At 39.0% G+C, this 16,537-nt stretch carries 11 protein-coding genes; 6 read left to right on the top strand and 5 right to left on the bottom strand.

Annotated elements, in window-relative coordinates; genetic code table 11:
- Positions 1 to 262 precede the first annotated feature (262 nt).
- From AC1TPC_RS24125 to AC1TPC_RS24110, 4 genes are all read right to left on the bottom strand, one after another.
- The gene (locus AC1TPC_RS24125) at positions 263 to 418 is read right to left on the bottom strand and encodes a hypothetical protein (protein ID WP_482069296.1); all 156 of its coding nucleotides are present in this window, start codon (positions 416 to 418) and stop codon (positions 263 to 265) included.
- Positions 419 to 525: 107 nt separating this feature from the next.
- Positions 526 to 2,304 (bottom strand): DUF4209 domain-containing protein, encoded by a 1,779-nt coding sequence (locus AC1TPC_RS24120; RefSeq protein ID WP_482069295.1) that lies wholly within the window; start codon positions 2,302 to 2,304, stop codon positions 526 to 528.
- Positions 2,305 to 2,421: 117 nt separating this feature from the next.
- The gene (locus AC1TPC_RS24115; protein WP_482069294.1) at positions 2,422 to 6,381 is read right to left on the bottom strand and encodes a P-loop NTPase; all 3,960 of its coding nucleotides are present in this window, start codon (positions 6,379 to 6,381) and stop codon (positions 2,422 to 2,424) included.
- 149 nt (positions 6,382 to 6,530) lie between these two features.
- Positions 6,531 to 8,417 (bottom strand): ATP-binding protein, encoded by a 1,887-nt coding sequence (locus tag AC1TPC_RS24110; RefSeq protein ID WP_482069293.1) that lies wholly within the window; start codon positions 8,415 to 8,417, stop codon positions 6,531 to 6,533.
- Between the two features lie 736 nt (positions 8,418 to 9,153).
- Between AC1TPC_RS24110 and AC1TPC_RS24105 the strand changes: the two genes are divergently transcribed.
- From AC1TPC_RS24105 to AC1TPC_RS24080, 6 genes are all read left to right on the top strand, one after another.
- Complete coding sequence (locus tag AC1TPC_RS24105) at positions 9,154 to 9,318, top strand: hypothetical protein (protein WP_482069292.1); 165 nt, start codon at positions 9,154 to 9,156, stop codon at positions 9,316 to 9,318.
- A 240-nt stretch (positions 9,319 to 9,558) separates the two neighbouring features.
- Positions 9,559 to 10,944 carry a recombinase family protein gene (locus AC1TPC_RS24100; protein WP_482069291.1) on the top strand — a complete coding sequence of 462 codons (1,386 nt, stop codon included), beginning with the start codon at positions 9,559 to 9,561 and terminating at the stop codon, positions 10,942 to 10,944.
- 3 nt (positions 10,945 to 10,947) lie between these two features.
- Positions 10,948 to 12,492, top strand: coding sequence for a recombinase family protein (locus AC1TPC_RS24095; RefSeq protein WP_482069290.1), 1,545 nt, complete (start codon positions 10,948 to 10,950; stop codon positions 12,490 to 12,492).
- A 353-nt stretch (positions 12,493 to 12,845) separates the two neighbouring features.
- Entirely contained in the window at positions 12,846 to 13,169 is a 324-nt protein-coding gene (locus tag AC1TPC_RS24090; protein WP_482069289.1) for a hypothetical protein, read from the top strand.
- Positions 13,170 to 13,346, top strand: a complete 177-nt coding sequence (locus AC1TPC_RS24085; protein WP_235241191.1) for a hypothetical protein — start codon at positions 13,170 to 13,172, stop codon at positions 13,344 to 13,346.
- On the top strand, positions 13,343 to 14,818 hold the full coding sequence (locus AC1TPC_RS24080; RefSeq protein ID WP_482069288.1) for a recombinase family protein: 1,476 nt from the start codon (positions 13,343 to 13,345) through the stop codon (positions 14,816 to 14,818). The genes AC1TPC_RS24085 and AC1TPC_RS24080 overlap by 4 nt, the downstream gene beginning before the upstream one ends.
- Before the next feature lie 19 nt (positions 14,819 to 14,837).
- Here AC1TPC_RS24080 and rlmD read toward each other — a convergent pair whose 3' ends face one another.
- On the bottom strand, positions 14,838 to 16,337 hold the full coding sequence (rlmD, locus tag AC1TPC_RS24075) for a 23S rRNA (uracil(1939)-C(5))-methyltransferase RlmD (RefSeq protein WP_482069287.1): 1,500 nt from the start codon (positions 16,335 to 16,337) through the stop codon (positions 14,838 to 14,840).
- Between the last annotated feature and the right edge of the window lie 200 nt (positions 16,338 to 16,537).

The following is a 16,537-nucleotide window of genomic DNA, read 5'->3' as shown; positions in this document are numbered from 1 at the left end:
TTAGACGAGGGTTCTACTTTGAGTTATTCTCATTTACCCAAAGATTCAATTGGATATGGCTGGTAGTAATTCCATCCGTTTAAAGATCCAAATTAGAGATTGGTCACGGATTCAGGTCTTGATCATACTGTGATTGATAATACGCTTAAAATGAATAGGTATACATTCTCCAGATATGTCCATATTCCTTTATCTGACATGTTTTGAACGGATACAAAACAACCTGTTGTGGTTTCCAACAGGCTGAAGTCTTGTCCCAATTCTACGATTGCTTGAACTCTTCGGGCTTCGATGCAGTCAAACTCACCTCTTGCTGGCCCACTTCATTTTCTCTCGATAGCATATCGCCCACAGTCAATTGGCCTCGAATGAAGTCTTCTATGATTGGTTGATTAAAGCCAAGTACTATGGGGGTCAATATACAACTCCAACTTTTTTTCACTTTAAATATGGTTATGTATCCAAGCTTCAAATGCTTGTTCCATATCTGAAAATATGAGTGTAATTTGCGTAAAGCTTTATAGATTATTCTTCACTACTATATCTTACCACAGCTAAACATAGTAGGATATGAACTATTCTATCAGCCATTCCGGCACCAAAAGCTGCTTGCGGTATGATTCCATGACATACATCATTTCGCAGGTTCCAACCTCGTTGGTCGGATAATACAATCCGAAAATAAAGCATAACATCTTCGCCAAAAATGGAAGCTAACTGCTCCTCCCGAAGGAGTTCATCCAGCGTTTTATAATGGAAACCACTCCCACCTCGCGATTTTTTTAATACCTGTCCACCAATTGCTTCTAGGATTCTTCTTAATGTATCTTCAATCAGCGGTATTAATAAATGTACGGCAATGAGGTAATCCTTATTCAAATAACTTGCTAAGCCTTGTCTAACGATTTCTTTTTTCAACGGATCAAATGCCGGTGATTCATAAAGGTAATTGACAAACTCATCTACCGAAAGATTAAACTTCTCAATAAGTTTAATCATAACTTCCCGTAAAAACACCGCTGTAATCTGCATGTTTTGAGATATTTGGGCGATTATATGACCACTTTCATCATTTTCCAAAGAACCGATGGATGTAATGAGTCTTCCTTGGTGGTCATGAATCTGTGTTGTGAAAAGAAACGAAAGAGGTGCTTTTTTAGACAATTCATATAGTTGTCCCTTCACCTCTTCTTGCTTAGGAATATATTGAACAACTATCCTTCCAAGAGCTTGTTCAAGTTTGCCATTTATCATGTCGTTTACGTATTGGTTCATTTTTTCTGTAGGTATTTCCATGCTGTGTGAAATTTCCTTCATTTCGGAATTCAATTGAGGGCCGAGTTCACGAAGTATTTTCAAGATAATGTTAGCTTCGTCCCTTAACCCATAATCATTATAAACAGAGTGTACACGTTGAAGCCAAGAGGAGGCTTGAAGTGGTGAAGACTTACTACTTATTTTTATAAAAGCGTCACCAAATTTGAGTAATGCATTTTTCAATGCATCCGGTGTATTATGTCTTCTATAGTATCCAGCTAGCCTTTCAGTGGCTGCTTCTGCAGCCCAAGGATTGAAGGAGTCGCTTTCGCTATCTTTTGTTACATTAGCCAGTCTAGTTTCAAGATCTCGAAGGATTTTATGTTGCTCTACATCTGTTAGGGTAATCTTTTTTTTATCAATTAGTAAATCAAAAGAAAACCCCCATAAGCCAGGCTTATCATCCTCAGATACCTTATCCTCAAATGATATAATAGTTGATTTTAGTTGCTCCACTCTATCCGAATCGTTGATTTGAAGTGCAATCGACAAAGCTCTCTCTAGCTTTTTAATTATGCCGATGTCCCTGCGGTATAACTCTTTATTCACAAGATTTATAACGTTATCAACTGCTAATTGTGCGAATTCAATGTGCGCTTGTTTTCCATTTATAACTTTGGTTAACTCCCAAACTAGATCCGCATACCTTGCTTTAATCACGGGATGCTGACTTTTCTTCGCACGGTTCATCCAATATTCAATGATGTCCGAAGTGATCATACTAAGGCTTGGGTATTCAAATGATGTTCCATTTTGGTTTGTTCCTTCAAACTTGGGACCATAATAAAGGTCCCATTTTGATTTATCCTGGGCTTCATGCAAATCAAATGCAAGAACCTCAGCAATAAATTCAATAGGGTTTTCGGTTAATACAGAGTTATTCCCAACAACTTGTAATTGTTGAGAAACCGTAAACTCATCAATGGGTTCTTTCGATTCATCTAAATTTTTGATCACACATAGTAATTTTTCTTTTATTGGATCCATTAGTTTGATCTCCCCTTCACCTAAATTACCGCATATAAAACCACATTAGGTGGATTTCTAAGTTAATTCTTCTTTCGTATCCGGTCAGGGGTTGCCCATTATGAGTACTCCTAATAATTAAGATAATTGTTCCAGAGACTTTTCGATTAAATTGTTATAGAATTTGTTAAACTCACTATCTTCAAACGAATTACCCATAAATGTATCTTCACAGATTAGTGTTAACTCACGTAAGTCATTACATGGCATTTGAACTTCAACTTTTTTCAGTAAACTGTAGATCTCTTCTTTTAGGTTGCTCTCAATAAAAGATAGATAATCCGAATCAGATTCAGCAGTCAATTCTTTTCTACTCCTAGATAATGCCCATAATAATTCTAAGATACTGTCAACTCCTTCGTACTCAGAGCGTTTAGGAGTGAATAGTTCATATTTCTGCTCAAAACAGTCCAGAAAAATTTCTGTTATTTCTTCAGGAAACGGCGGTGATGACTCCTGTAGCAACTCTTCGTTCTCTGTATCAGCAGCAACTTTGAGATCTTTTAAAAACTGAATTGAAATTTTTAATCCGTTGGGAATAATCTGACCTTGTTTATTTTTAATAGCCACCACAATATAATCGTAGTCCAAAGCTGAAATTGGGGTACATAGATACAAGAAGTTAAATAGTGCTTCAGCATTTACCACATCTAGATCTTCTACAATTATAGGGTAAAACTTCAGAATACCTTTGCTATAATAATTTTCCGGATATATGAGTGAGAATTCTTCGGACAGCCCCTCCAATGCTTTATTAGAATCGATCATTAGCTTGTCCATTTTTTTGTTATACCAAGGTTTAATCATATATTTATTAAAGTATTTGCTAGGCCTATGCTCACTAAAGTACTGACTTGTGATTATAAGTGAATGCAAGTCGTGTTCTTCAATCATACATAATTCGTTATGTTCATGTAATAACATTCCTTGCTCGTCAACAATAGCCCCAAAGTATTTCTGCATGCTTTCCAATGAACTATGTGCTGTTGTCAAATTAAATAATGCTAACCTACTTTGCTTTGGATCGCGAAGCAAGAATTTGACTAGCTGTGTATTAAAATTTTGTATAGCTCCAAAATAGTCTGACTTTATCTTACTGAATCCTTCCGGAAGTACAGCATTTTCCTCAAAAGGTCTATCTTGTTTAGGGTATCTGTACTCTCTGATGAGCTCCTTGTTTATTTCTGTGTGAAGGTTGTCTATTTCAGTTACAAGACTACCCAATGGTTTATCTTCAAGAAGTTTACACATACTCGCAGCGCATTTTTCATATATAATAGCAATATTTTTTCGCACAGAGAACCAACGATTCAGCCATTCAAAAATACTGTCACACTCATAATTGCTCATAATCGTTTTATCCCATAAAGATGCAAATTCTTCATGAAACATTATTATTATATTTCTTAGTGGCATAGCTTTACGTGAATCATCAGGGATATTATATCCTGAAACAATGTCAAGCGTTGGCTTAATTGCATTAGCACAATACAATTCAAATATAGGAAGAGTCTTGCAGATTATTTTTAATCTAGATACACTTTCCTCGTTGCCTTTTCGAATATCATTTGGCAAAAGTAAATATTCAACATGGATTTCTTTCTCATCTTCACTTAAATACAATCTCAAGGATTCAGTTGACATCTTCAGGTAAGTCATAATAGAGGACAAATTCCCCTTAACAAAAGAAGTATATATCTTCTTATTTCCACAAAAGCAAGTATACATAATACTAGCTATTACATTGATTGTGTTGTTTTCTTTTGCCGCCCATATTGATTCTAAAGAAATGTTAGTTGATAAATTGAATCTTCGATCAATATTTATTAGCCAATATGCAATTGTTGAATAGGAAGCAATATCGTCAGTAAGTTCAATAAGTTTTATGTTTTTTAGCCTGCCAAATAACTCCTCACAAAAATAATATATATCTGTTTCAGACAATACGATTTTCTGAACTGAATCTCTAAGGTCACATAAATATTGAATATTTGCGTTATCTGGTGTTATTTTTTTTAGGTCATCCAGGGTCTGCAGTGAGTATTCAAACTCTTCAAATCGCATAAATGGATTTAGCTCTAATGAAAGAAGGAATAATCCACCATGATTATTAGCATCTTCAAAAGTCCCTTGATTCTGCACAAAGTATTGCATCACACTACCAGAAAGCAGTCCTTTTAATGCCAATACATAAGATGATAAATTATCTGGATTCCAAAGATTCTTAACAATATTAGAGTAAAAAGCTTTCTTATTCGTAATTAGGTGAGGGAGGTTAGAAAATAACTTTGCGAAGTATGTAACGTCTGTTACCTCGGCTACTTGAAGGGCTGTGTCACTAATCTCTGCAAATTCGTGTAACTTATCAACAATGTGTTGAGAACGAACTGGGTGTAGTCCTTCCACATATTTTTCTGTAGAATCAACACGAATTAAAAATTCGTTTTCAATACTTTTTAACAGCTCACTATAATCACGGTTTGTTGATTCTGATAAATTGGTGATTAGCTTACTAACTGGAATTTTAATCCCGCAAATATCTGCAAAGCAGACTTTTCGCAGTATTTCGCATTTTATTCTTCCGGTTTCTGTATTGTTAATTTGAGAAATTTGATGAGCAATCCTTTCAGAAAGCATCTCGCCATGTGTCAAAAGATAGACAAACTCTATCAATAATTTTTTGTCAGAAACTTTTGTCCAAGAGCTTCTCCAATCTGTAATAGATTGATGAAGCTTTTGAGATTTTTGCAGAACCTCAAAAATACTTTTTGCTTCTTGCTCATTAAGTGACAGTATAACAATTTGCAAAGACCTTACATTGCTTAAATTGCCGCTATAATTGTACCAGTCATCTTCACGTGTTGTAAGCAGAAGTTTATAGTGATATGAAATTTCTTCCTGTAAAAGTTGAGCTAATCTATTCCACTCACCTAATTGTGAATCTAAATTGTCAATAACTATTAACGGTTTTTCACCTAGCTTCACTCGCGATTTAAAATATTGGACGATACTATCTAATTCTTTTGAATCATTACACCACATAAGCTGATATATTGTAAATTCACTAAATAGATTAAAAGCAACTTGAAGAGCCATAGTTGTTTTTCCTTGTCCGCTTGATGCTTTAATAACTGTGACTCTATTATTTCGAATAGATTCTTCAATTTCTTTTTCTGTATGTATGCGTCTGACAGGTAATTGCATTACGATATCTTGTGGTGTAGCTTTTTTTCCTTCATAGTAGCTGAAATCATTGCCATAGTTTGAAATATTGAAATCTAGCTTCTTAATCCAGCTGTGAGCGGGATTCTGTATACCTTTACTAATATCATCTTTTATGTTCTGAATTATTGTATTCAATTGTTGCTGATTGATACTCTCTCTACGCTCCATTTTTTCGAGACAGCATATTTTTATACCATTAGCAAACAAATCAATATTTCCAGTTGTAATATCGTATTTCTCAATTAATAGCTTCTCAATTTTTTCAGAGAGATCACTTTTTATTTGTCTTTCAAAACTAATCCTTTTTATAAAGCTATCAAATGAAAATCCTGTCCAATTCCATTGGAAGTTCTCCGCCTTTATATCCCGGACTATTTTCTTCCAATATTCGTTAGAACTAGCGTCCATTTTATCGTCAAATAATTTGCTTAGGTTACCTTTTGCTACAGCAAAATCATAAACTAGTTTAAAATTATGGCTGGCATCAAACAAATAAGCCTCTAAAAAGTTTTTCAAAACATCTTTTAGGAAACTTGCATCTTGTTTTTGGGTAGAATATTTTAGTTGAATATGAGTATTACTTTTAGATAAGACCTCACATTTGTACTGATCGATATCCTCTATTCCTTCAAGATGAAAGGTTGTATTTTCATCAGATTCTGACAGAATTAAGAAGCAAGAATACAAGAATTGATAGCTAAAACCTGAAAGTGCAATTTGCCCACCTGTACGAGATTGTTCTAATTCCTCGATAGAGGCTCTAACTGGTTTATTGACTCTTTTTTTCTTTTGCGATGGTTTTCTTTTCCGCATAAATAATCCCTCGTTTAAATGGAGAATGTCACAGTCATTATTATTTGTTCCGATATCTGATATTCTTAATTTCGTTCAACAAAGCTCCAGTGTACCTTCATAATCAGAAGTCCCAAAAAAGGGTATATTACATTTACATTTGCGTTTCTTTACTCTTCCGCCGGTGCCACCATGCCGTGTGCATCTTGAAGCGTTAGAAGGATGCTAACGGCACCCAACCAAGACTCCACTTCCTTAGAGGTATCCATTTCACAAAGCCTTTCATAAGTCATCCTAGATGCCACTTCTGTATTTAGTCTTGCTTTTGCTCTTGAAACTTTCTTTTTCCTCTTCTCTTCAGTTAGTTCTTCCCATGACTGCACTGAGCCTTGTTCTTGCAAAGCTCTTGCTATCAACGTAGGAACATCATCCATCTCAGAAAATGAAATATCTAAATCATACACTTCTTTTACAGCACTAGGATGCAGGTAGTTCTCCATCTCTCTTTTTTCGGTAATAAAGGCTTTTGAACGATCACGTCTACGATTGACACTATTGCATTGCTCCAAGTACTTTGGCTGTACTCCCTCGTCCCGATCATATATATGGATCTCAGGTATCCCAAGCCCACTGAGATAATTTGATGATACCCAATCCTTAAGTGTGCTGCCGCCCAAATGAAACATCGCTATTCTAGGATCATTCTCTATATCTGGGAATAGGGGATCAACATTGTGCAAGATTTTACTAATAATGTTTAAGAACCGAACATCGTGCGGTCCTTCAACACAGATGAAAACTTTTATCCGACTGTCCGGGAACACCCCTAATTGATCAGCAATCCTTTTGTATACACCAGCGTCTTGATATGTGATTTCTCTATTGCCATCTGGAAGAACTTCTATGTACCGTAGTTGTTCTACATTAAGTAATCCAGCCAGGCCAGGTACATGAGTTGTAATAATGACCTGACAATTATCTGTTTGCGAAAGCTGAGACAGCGACTCTACTAACATCTTTTGATTATTTGGATGTTGCGCTGTTTCAGGCTCCTCTATAGCGTATATAATTCCAGAAGAACTTGACTCTAATTGTTTGCGTTCGACTTCTGCGCGAAAAAAGTTCAGTAAGATAAGTCTTCGAACACCGCTTCCCCGTTTATTTATTGGTATCTGATCATCACTTGTCAAAGATAGTTTGAACAGTCCATCCCATTTCGGTTCAGATTTAAAACGCGGGGCTAATTCATTCGCTAAAGCTGGATCCATTTGCCTCAATTTATCTAGTGTTCTTGAAGCGACAGCAAGCACCTGATTATGTACAGTTTCTTTTATCCGCAGCAGGTCTGCTTCAACTGTCTTAATGGCCTCAGTAATTGCATACTTCATAGGGTCTTGGATTTCAGAATCCTCGTCATTACTCGGACGATCGGCTTGAAATAGTGCATATTGCGGTAGGATCTTAACAATACTTTCCCATACAGTCTTCGCATTTTCTTCATTTAAGGGAACCATTTGTTGTTCGCATTGTAAATTACCCACTTGATTTCTTATTGCTTGACGAAGTGCCGGGTTAGAACGTTGATCAATATTGGATAAATCTATCCCTAGCGATCGTGCACGACTTTTGAGTTCAGCATTCTTTAGTGTTATCAAATCTTTTGTCTCATCCGTTGAAGGATGAGAAGCAAAAGAAAATACCATTTCCTTGGGAGTTTTTAAACTACAATTGTAAACCTTATGGATCTCAAGTTCACCATTTTGATTAATTAAGTATTCCGTAGCAAAATCCGTTGTTGTCTGCGTATCCAAAACAACCTGACTAGGCAAATCTGAAAAGACGCAACCAATAACAACCTCTTTATTAGTATTGTAAACACAAGCATCCGATTGTTCAATTTTAACAATCCTGTTGTTAAAGAATATCTCTAGAGCTTCGAGAATTGTTGATTTGCCAACATCATTTTTTCCTATAAATGCGGTAAAGTCATCGAAAGGAATCACAAGTTCATCCTTATATGATCGGAAATTTTTAATAATAACTCGATTTAACTTCACGTTGGACACCTCCAGATTGGGTATGCTCATGCATGCATTGCCCTTTTACGCTATAATGCTAGGTGACATTGACATCAATGTAAATCGTTCAGAACTTCGTATCTCTAGTATACTCTCGTTAATTCGACCCTTTACAATGAAATTCGAGCAATAAAGATGTTTTATTTAACTATTCGACATTAATTTTCCATGCCCTCTTATTATCGAAGAACTTTACCTCAAAACCTCAATACATTTCTTCTTTTAAACCAGAGACCAATGGTTAAATAGAAGCTAAAAACACCCGAGTTTCTATCACAAATGTTTAAGTGATGTACATCGCTCATGTAGAATTAGGAATAAGGGACACAGACAGAACGGCATCTCACTCTTCATTTGACTTTCAGTTCACTTTATGCAAATAATAAATACTAGGAAAGATTCATTCTCCAAAAATACTAAATTCGCAAAATTTAATCAGAATATCATTCGACAAAAGATAAATCACGGGAGGACCGGATTATCTTATGTGCATGTATTGCACATGGGATATCCGGTCCTTTTTTTGTTGCAAGAAATCAGTCCATCTTTCCTAACATAATACGAAAGGGAGGGCCAAGATTGAAACGTAAAACAAACAAAGTTTCAAAGTTTACAATAAGGCAAGCTCTATGCCGTTGTGCCAGACACAGCGAAAAGTACCACATTTCAAGACACATTTTTATGCACAGACTTAGAGCTTTGAGGGGGGTGCAGAATGAACGAGGCGTTTGAAAGGTATAAGTTTCCATGTTCAAGCTCGAAGAAAATAATCATCCCTCGTGCAACGGGGAAAGATACCAGTCAGCAATTCGCTGTTCAATTACAACTGGATCTTCTCGTGGGGGATGAAAAAGCTCAGTTACAAGAGTACAAGGTATAAACGAATTCTCTCCTGTCAAGTATGGTTATAAGCATAAACCTTGACGGGAGAGATCTAAATGTCAAAATCACGAATTACAAAAATCACGTATGCGCAAGACCTTCCAGCAGAATCAGCAGTGTGGATTCAAAAGCTAATAACCAAATTATTAATAAACGAGTTGGACATCGACTTCTCGGTTAAAACGAAACTTTTGGAGTCAGCCGACAGAAGATTCAGATTGTAAGGAGGGTTGTAAAATTGCAAAAAAAGCTAGTTGTTGTTTACACACGCGTTAGTTCCGGATCACAAAATTTAAGAGAACAGAAAGCCGCGGCCAAAAACGTCTTAGAGATGAGAAATATCAATGAGGATGATGTTCTCTTTCTCGAAGATTATAATGTTTCGGCGACGAAGAATGACATGAAAAATCGCCCCGAATTTAACAGGCTACTACGATTGGTAAGTGAAGATAAAGTCGCGACAATCATCATCTATGCGCGAGATAGAGCATATCGGAATTTTTATGAGGGTTCGCAGTTCAATGATCTGGTGAATCTCCATAATGTTGAAGTCGTTTATACAGCTTCAAACTCCATTCCATTCCATAAAAACTCTAGCATCGAAAGTTTTTACGGGATCTTTGCCCAACAAGAAGGTAAAAACATTGGAAGACGTACGGATGATGCAAGAAAGAGATTCCCCGGGGAAACCATTGGTTATCAGCGCATTGAACAGAAGCCAAGTGACGGCACAAAGAAGGTGAATTTCATTAGAGATAATGATCGAAGCCATATGATCAAATCGCTATTCGATGAATTTAGCCGAATTCAAACGAAAACAGAATTTGTGGATATATTGTTTACGTATGGGAAGAAGCTAAGTGGTCACGCAAAAGTAATGAAAATATTACAAAGACCATTTTATGCAGCTCATTGCATCACAGATTATGGCTATGATCAACTCAACCATGTTGAACCGATTATCACTCTTGAACTTTTTGAAAAAGTACAAGTAACTCTTCAAAAATATGTTCAAGAATATGAGGATGAGGTCGCGCGGGTCAAAGAACGAATCATCTTTCAACCTATTTGCGGAATTTGCAACAACGAAATGAAATTCAAAAAGATGTTAAATAAGCCATCCTACTTTGTTTGCAGTCAACGGCATAAACAAATAGCAATCGGATTGGATGAACTTAACCAATTTATCGAAAAAACGATCTTGAATGAGATCAACAGCTTTACCCTCTCAATATATGAGCCTATGTTTCGAACCCATCTTAAAGGTGTGCAGGATAAGCTTCTTCATCAAAAGCAACATAATAAGCATTTATGGGAAAAATCCCTCTTGTTGTTAGCAAGCGCCGATTTAATTCATCATGGTACGTTACGCAAACACTCAGAATCTAAAATTCAGCATATTGAGGATAAGATTGATACGATTGATCGAGAACTAGTGGAACTGCGATCCTTAGAACATATAATGACATCCATTACAAGTATCGTACCTCGAGCCATACGAAATTTGACTAAATCGGATTTGGAAATATTAATTGAACTTCTGATCAAAGAAATCAATATACATCACGATTATCTGGAAGTTAACATGTATAGCTTTGCATCAGAGCAAAAAGGAGTTGGTTAATCAGTGGTGGTCAAGTTGAAAGGCGTGGGCTATCTCCGAATTTCAGACAACAAACAAATGGACAATCATTCGGAAGAAATCCAAAAGAGAATGATACGTGAGAGAGGCCGACAAGAAGGAATCGAGATCGTTAAGTGGAGATTCGACGAAGCGGAAAGTGCTTATCGTAAACGTGCAGCTAAGAGAGAAAACTTGAGAGAATTGATTAACGACGCAAATGAAGCCGATGCAATCATCTTTTACGATGAAAGTCGGCTGACCCGCAGAATATCTGACTTTTATGAGGAAATATATTGCCCGATTAAGAAGAGATACCCTCATGTAAAATTTATTAGCACACAGTCACCCGGCGAATGGGATCCCAACGATCCTATCGTCCAAGCAAAATTTGTGTTTGCCGCCGAAGAATCTCACATCAAATCGATTCGTGCAATAGATGCTCAATCTAGCCTACTAGAAAACAAGGTTAGACCTGGAGCTCGTTCTCCTATCGGCTACGATTTAATTGGAGGTGTACTAATCGCCAATGATGAAGCCCCGATTGTGGTTACTATTTTCGATTTAGTTTCTTGGGGAAATTCGAATGACAAGATTGCTGAATTTCTCAATGCTAATTGTGTGACAACGAAATATATTAGCAAATGGCACAGCAGTACGATTGATTATATCCTTCATAACTATGCGTATGCAGGTGAACTCCGCTGGAATGTAAAACATTCAAACTCGTTCATGAACGCAAGTGACACTGGTGATATCGGCCTTTTTGATACCGTGCATGAGGCTATCATTTCGCCAGTCATGTTCGCAATCGTCAATCAAGTGAAAGATTATAAGAAAAAATACGGTAAGCTAGATACACCTTTCTTCTTGCGGAACCTTCTTCATTGCGGTAACTGCAATTCCATTCTAGTCGCAAAAGATAATTCACCTAAGACAAAAAGCAAGCAATATCAGGTGTACCGATGCCTTACATGCAAAGTACCGATTCGTGCCAATGAAGTTCATGATGAAGTTCTCGCGGACCTAGCAAAAAAGTGGACTTCAAACCTCAATGAAATGATCAACGAAAGTAAAAGGATCCTCTCAAAGTGGCTTAAAACGCTGCAAGCTTTAAAAAAATCAGTTGATCAAACAGAACAGCGCATTTTATTGAATGAACGATTACTAAACCAACAAAACAAGTCTGAAGATTTGTCCAATACCATCAATCGCATCAAACAATCATTAGAGGTCATTCGGAAAGAGAAGCTAAAGCTAATCCAAGCTATTGAAAAGGTTGATCTGCTGAACGACGTTAAGGCACTATATGAAGTTTACTCGCACTTCAAACATGCAGATGTAACTTCCCTATTCAATACTGAGCTAAGAACGCTGTGCCTGACCTTCATCGACCGTATTAAATTGACACCCAAAGAACATAAAGGCTTTTCCCTTTCAATCAATTACAGGCTTAACCCATTCGTTGAATTGGAAAACTCGACTGGTCAGATAACCGAAGAATTACTAAACCAACTGCCTGCAAAACCGAATGAGCTCAAGAAGAAGTAATCCACCGCACTTGGCCGATCTCAAGAATCCCTTGATATCCATGAATTTTGGTGATAGTTCATCGGTTTTCCAACCGGTAAAGGATACTTTTCTAGTTGAATAATCGAATCGCTTATTATCTTTATGGTCAAAAAACCGAACGTTTAAACCGTTGTTGTAGTACTTAAAAATATTCTATCGCTTTTATTCGCCATCCCGTTTTCGGTTGGTTATGATGAACTTATAAATGCAGTACTTAACTAAATATTTTCACGGGAGCACCGTTTCCACTCGTCTTGGAGAACTTCTTACTTCAGACGATTGTTAACGGTGCTTTCTTTATCTTGATTTACAAACATCAAGGAGTGATTACATTGAAACGCACGGTTGGAAGTGTAGCACAATTAGGCATTGTGAAGAAAGAGAAACTCTCCAAGCCACCAGTCCGGCAAGGTGCAAGCCAAACTTCCGACAAGATTAAACTGCTTGTCCGGTGGCGGAATCCAAGAGAAGCAACACCAAAGATATGGCTCTGGTGGCTGTTACACATGGTTGAAGTTGCCCTGATGGAAACTTTCATTGTTGACACACTATGCAGAATTAGACGCAATCCTGTGAACTTTATTCATCATAAATCGCTTCTCAAAAAATACGGTGCAAAGCTAATTGTCCTCGAGCTCTTGATGGAGGTGGACTAAATGGCTAACAAACATGAAGGCATTGTTGAACGTGTTTTCTCCATAGAAAATGACTTTGATTTCAAAAGCGTGATGAAACTAATCGTTGCAAATAAAATTGAAGATCTTGTCAATAATGTTGATAAGGTAAACACTGCTACATCTCAACAAAATGAGGAAGGATTTGAACACTCATGAGATGTGCGGTATATGTTCGTGTCTCAACGGACAAAGAGGAACAAAAGGCATCGCTTAAGTATCAAAAGGAGCTGTTTTACAGATACATTGCAGAGAAAGGATGGGATTTTCACAAATTTTACGTTGATGTCCAATCCGGAACAACCGCCAAAAGGAAAATGCTGCAGAAGATGATCGAGGATGCTGAAGCAAAAAAGTTCGATGTTATCTTGGCAAAAGAACTTTCGCGTTTGGCCAGGAATGGAGAACTATCGTACAAGATCAAGAACCTTTGCGAATCTCAGGGCATCCATATCATCACTTTGGATAACGCGATTAATACCTTGGAAGGGAATACCCATATGTTTGGCCTGTATGCGTGGATATACGAAAACGAATCTCAAAGTACAAGCAATCGTGTTAAAGCCACCCTTCGCTCCAGGGCAAATAAAGGGTTATTCAAAGGTTCTGTTCCTCCATACGGTTACGAGGTAAGAAACGGACAACTGCAAATTCGGGGCGATAACACACCGGATGTCGTTAGACGGATCTTTAATGAATACCTAAGTGGAAGTGGAAGAGAAAGCATTGGACGGCGGCTGTACAAAGAGGGGATTCCTACTCCTGCTGAAGTGGCCGAAAAGAAAAATGCCGGGGACAAATGGAACGATTCGACCATCAAGCTGATCCTCACGAATCCGCATTATACTGGTGATTTGGTACAAGGTCGAACTACAACCATAAGCGTGACAAATAAAAAACGAAAAAAGATTGATAAGGAAAACTTAATTGTCCATAAAGATAGGCATGAGGCGATTATTTCAAGAGAAGTTTTCAATGCTGTTCAGCAGCAATTGAAAATCAGAACCAAGCACATTACAGCGCCTAAGAAACATCTCTTCACTAATACCCTGTTTTGCGCAGATTGCGGTACCGGGATGTGGTATCGGCATAACAGAGTAGGCTATATTTGCGGCTCTTATGCACGACATGGAAGTAAAGCCTGCAGCAATCATGCTGTCAAAGAGGAGTTTCTGATAAGAACAATTCTGTCTGACATCAAAATGTGGTTGGATCAAATCGATAAGGAAGCATATGTTAAGGAGCTAGAGGCAAAGTCTATAAAATCGAAACTTCAACTTCAAAAACAACTCGAAAAATTAACAAAAGACATCGATACATTGAAGAAGCGAAAAAAGAATTTTGTCAACCTTTTAGCTGATGAACTCCTAACACATGAGGAGTATCGCGAAAATGTTGAAGCCACCAATACTGAAATCAATGAGTTAGTCTTGAAGAAAACCGAGTTGGCATCCGAATTCGAACACGAAAATGTTACAGAAAACCTTAGTCAGCTAAAGTCAGAGTTGCTTAGCTTCCTTAATTTCGATGAGTTAACTCCTGAGATGCTACATCGTTTAGTAACTCGGATTGAAGTTCGAGAAGACGGAATGCCGCGGATCCATTACCGCTTCTCTGCTCCAAACAACTGATAAAGAAGCAGGCTACCCCTTATTGGGAGCCTGCTTTCTCCTGTAAGACGATCTGCGAGACGCACTCCACATGTACGGTATGCGGGAACATATCCACCGGCACCACCTCAACCGTCTTATACCCGCCATCCTCTAACACCCGCAAGTCCCTAGCCAGCGTAGATGGATTGCAGCTCACATAAACCACTCTTTCCGGCTGCATAGCCAGAATCGTCTCGAGCAGCGCCGGATCGCAGCCTTTACGAGGCGGATCGACGACGATCACATCCGCCGTAATCCCTTCCTTGCGCCAGCGAGGGATAACAACCTCCGCAGGCCCAGCTTCAAACGACGCGTTCGTAATGTCGTTTAGCTCAGCATTCCGTGCTGCATCCTCAATCGCTTCCGGTACAATTTCCACGCCATAGACGCGCCCTGCCTGACGAGCGAGGAACAGCGAGATCGTACCGATGCCGCAATAGGCGTCAATTACGGTTTCCGAGCCCGTTAAGCCTGCATATTCCACCGCTTTGCGGTATAGCTCGACCGTCTGCATCGGGTTCACCTGATAGAACGATCTCGCCGATATGGCGAATCGTATGCCGTCGAGCTCATCATAGATGACCTCATTGCCCCATAGGACGCGGGTCACATCGCCAAAAATAACGTTCGTGTCGCGCTCGTTCACGTTCTGCACGATACTCTTCACGCCCGGCAGCTCCTCGCGAATACGCTCAATCCAGCGGTCCGCCATCGGCAGCTTCTTGCCGTTGGTCACAAGCACTACCATAATCTCGCCTGTCACTACGCCGGTCCGCGCCATCACATGGCGCAGCACGCCGCGACCTGTAGCTTCGTCGTAAGGTGCAATGCCAAGCTCACGCCCGATGCGCTTCACGACGCGTATGACCTCGTCATTGTGCTCATGCTCAATGAGGCAATCGTCCATATCGATGATTCGGTGACTGCCGCGAGCATAGAAGCCTGCGATTAATTGTCCATCATCAGAACTTAAACCTACAGGTACTGAAGCCTTATTCCGGTAACGCCAAGGCTCGTCCATTCCAACAGTAGGAAGAACTATAATCCCCTCAGATGCACCCTCAGCATTGCCTTCTCCAGCCACCTTCAGCTTCCCAATGCGTACCAGATTGTCCACGACATGCTGCCGCTTCCACTCGAGCTGCGCTGGGTAATCGAAATGCTGCAGCTGGCAGCCGCCGCATTCCTTATAAATATCGCAAGGCGGCTCCACGCGCGATGGACTCTTAAGCAACAGCTCTTCTAGCCGTGCATATCCATACTGCTTCTTCACCTTTATGACCTTCGCCCGCACGCGCTCACCAGGGAGCGCTCCCTGAATAAAAAGGGTAAAGCCGTCAGCGCGGCCTACCCCTTCACCATCATGCGTCAGGCCGATAATATCGACGGTGACCTCTTCGTTTTTTTGAAAAGGCGCATCTACTGGAATCGCCGCCGCATTCGTACCCGCCGCGCCGCGTGATCTCCCCTTGCCGCCTCTGCTTCTACCTTTATTCATAAACTCTCTCCGCTCTATCTTCAATGCTGTTGCTCATCAAAAACTATCCATCGTTTCATTGTTTCATTTTTACATTGTTTCATTGTTCACTATTCTATTATTCCCTAATTCCAATATCCATCCGCGCTTAGCAGTACGTCGACTCACCTGTTTCATCCGAAGAACCGTGCCTAGCGATCCGTAGAACTCCCCAGTTTCAC

This window comes from Paenibacillus sp. Y280, from assembly GCF_056786335.1.
This window is presented reverse-complemented; position numbering and strand designations above follow the sequence as displayed.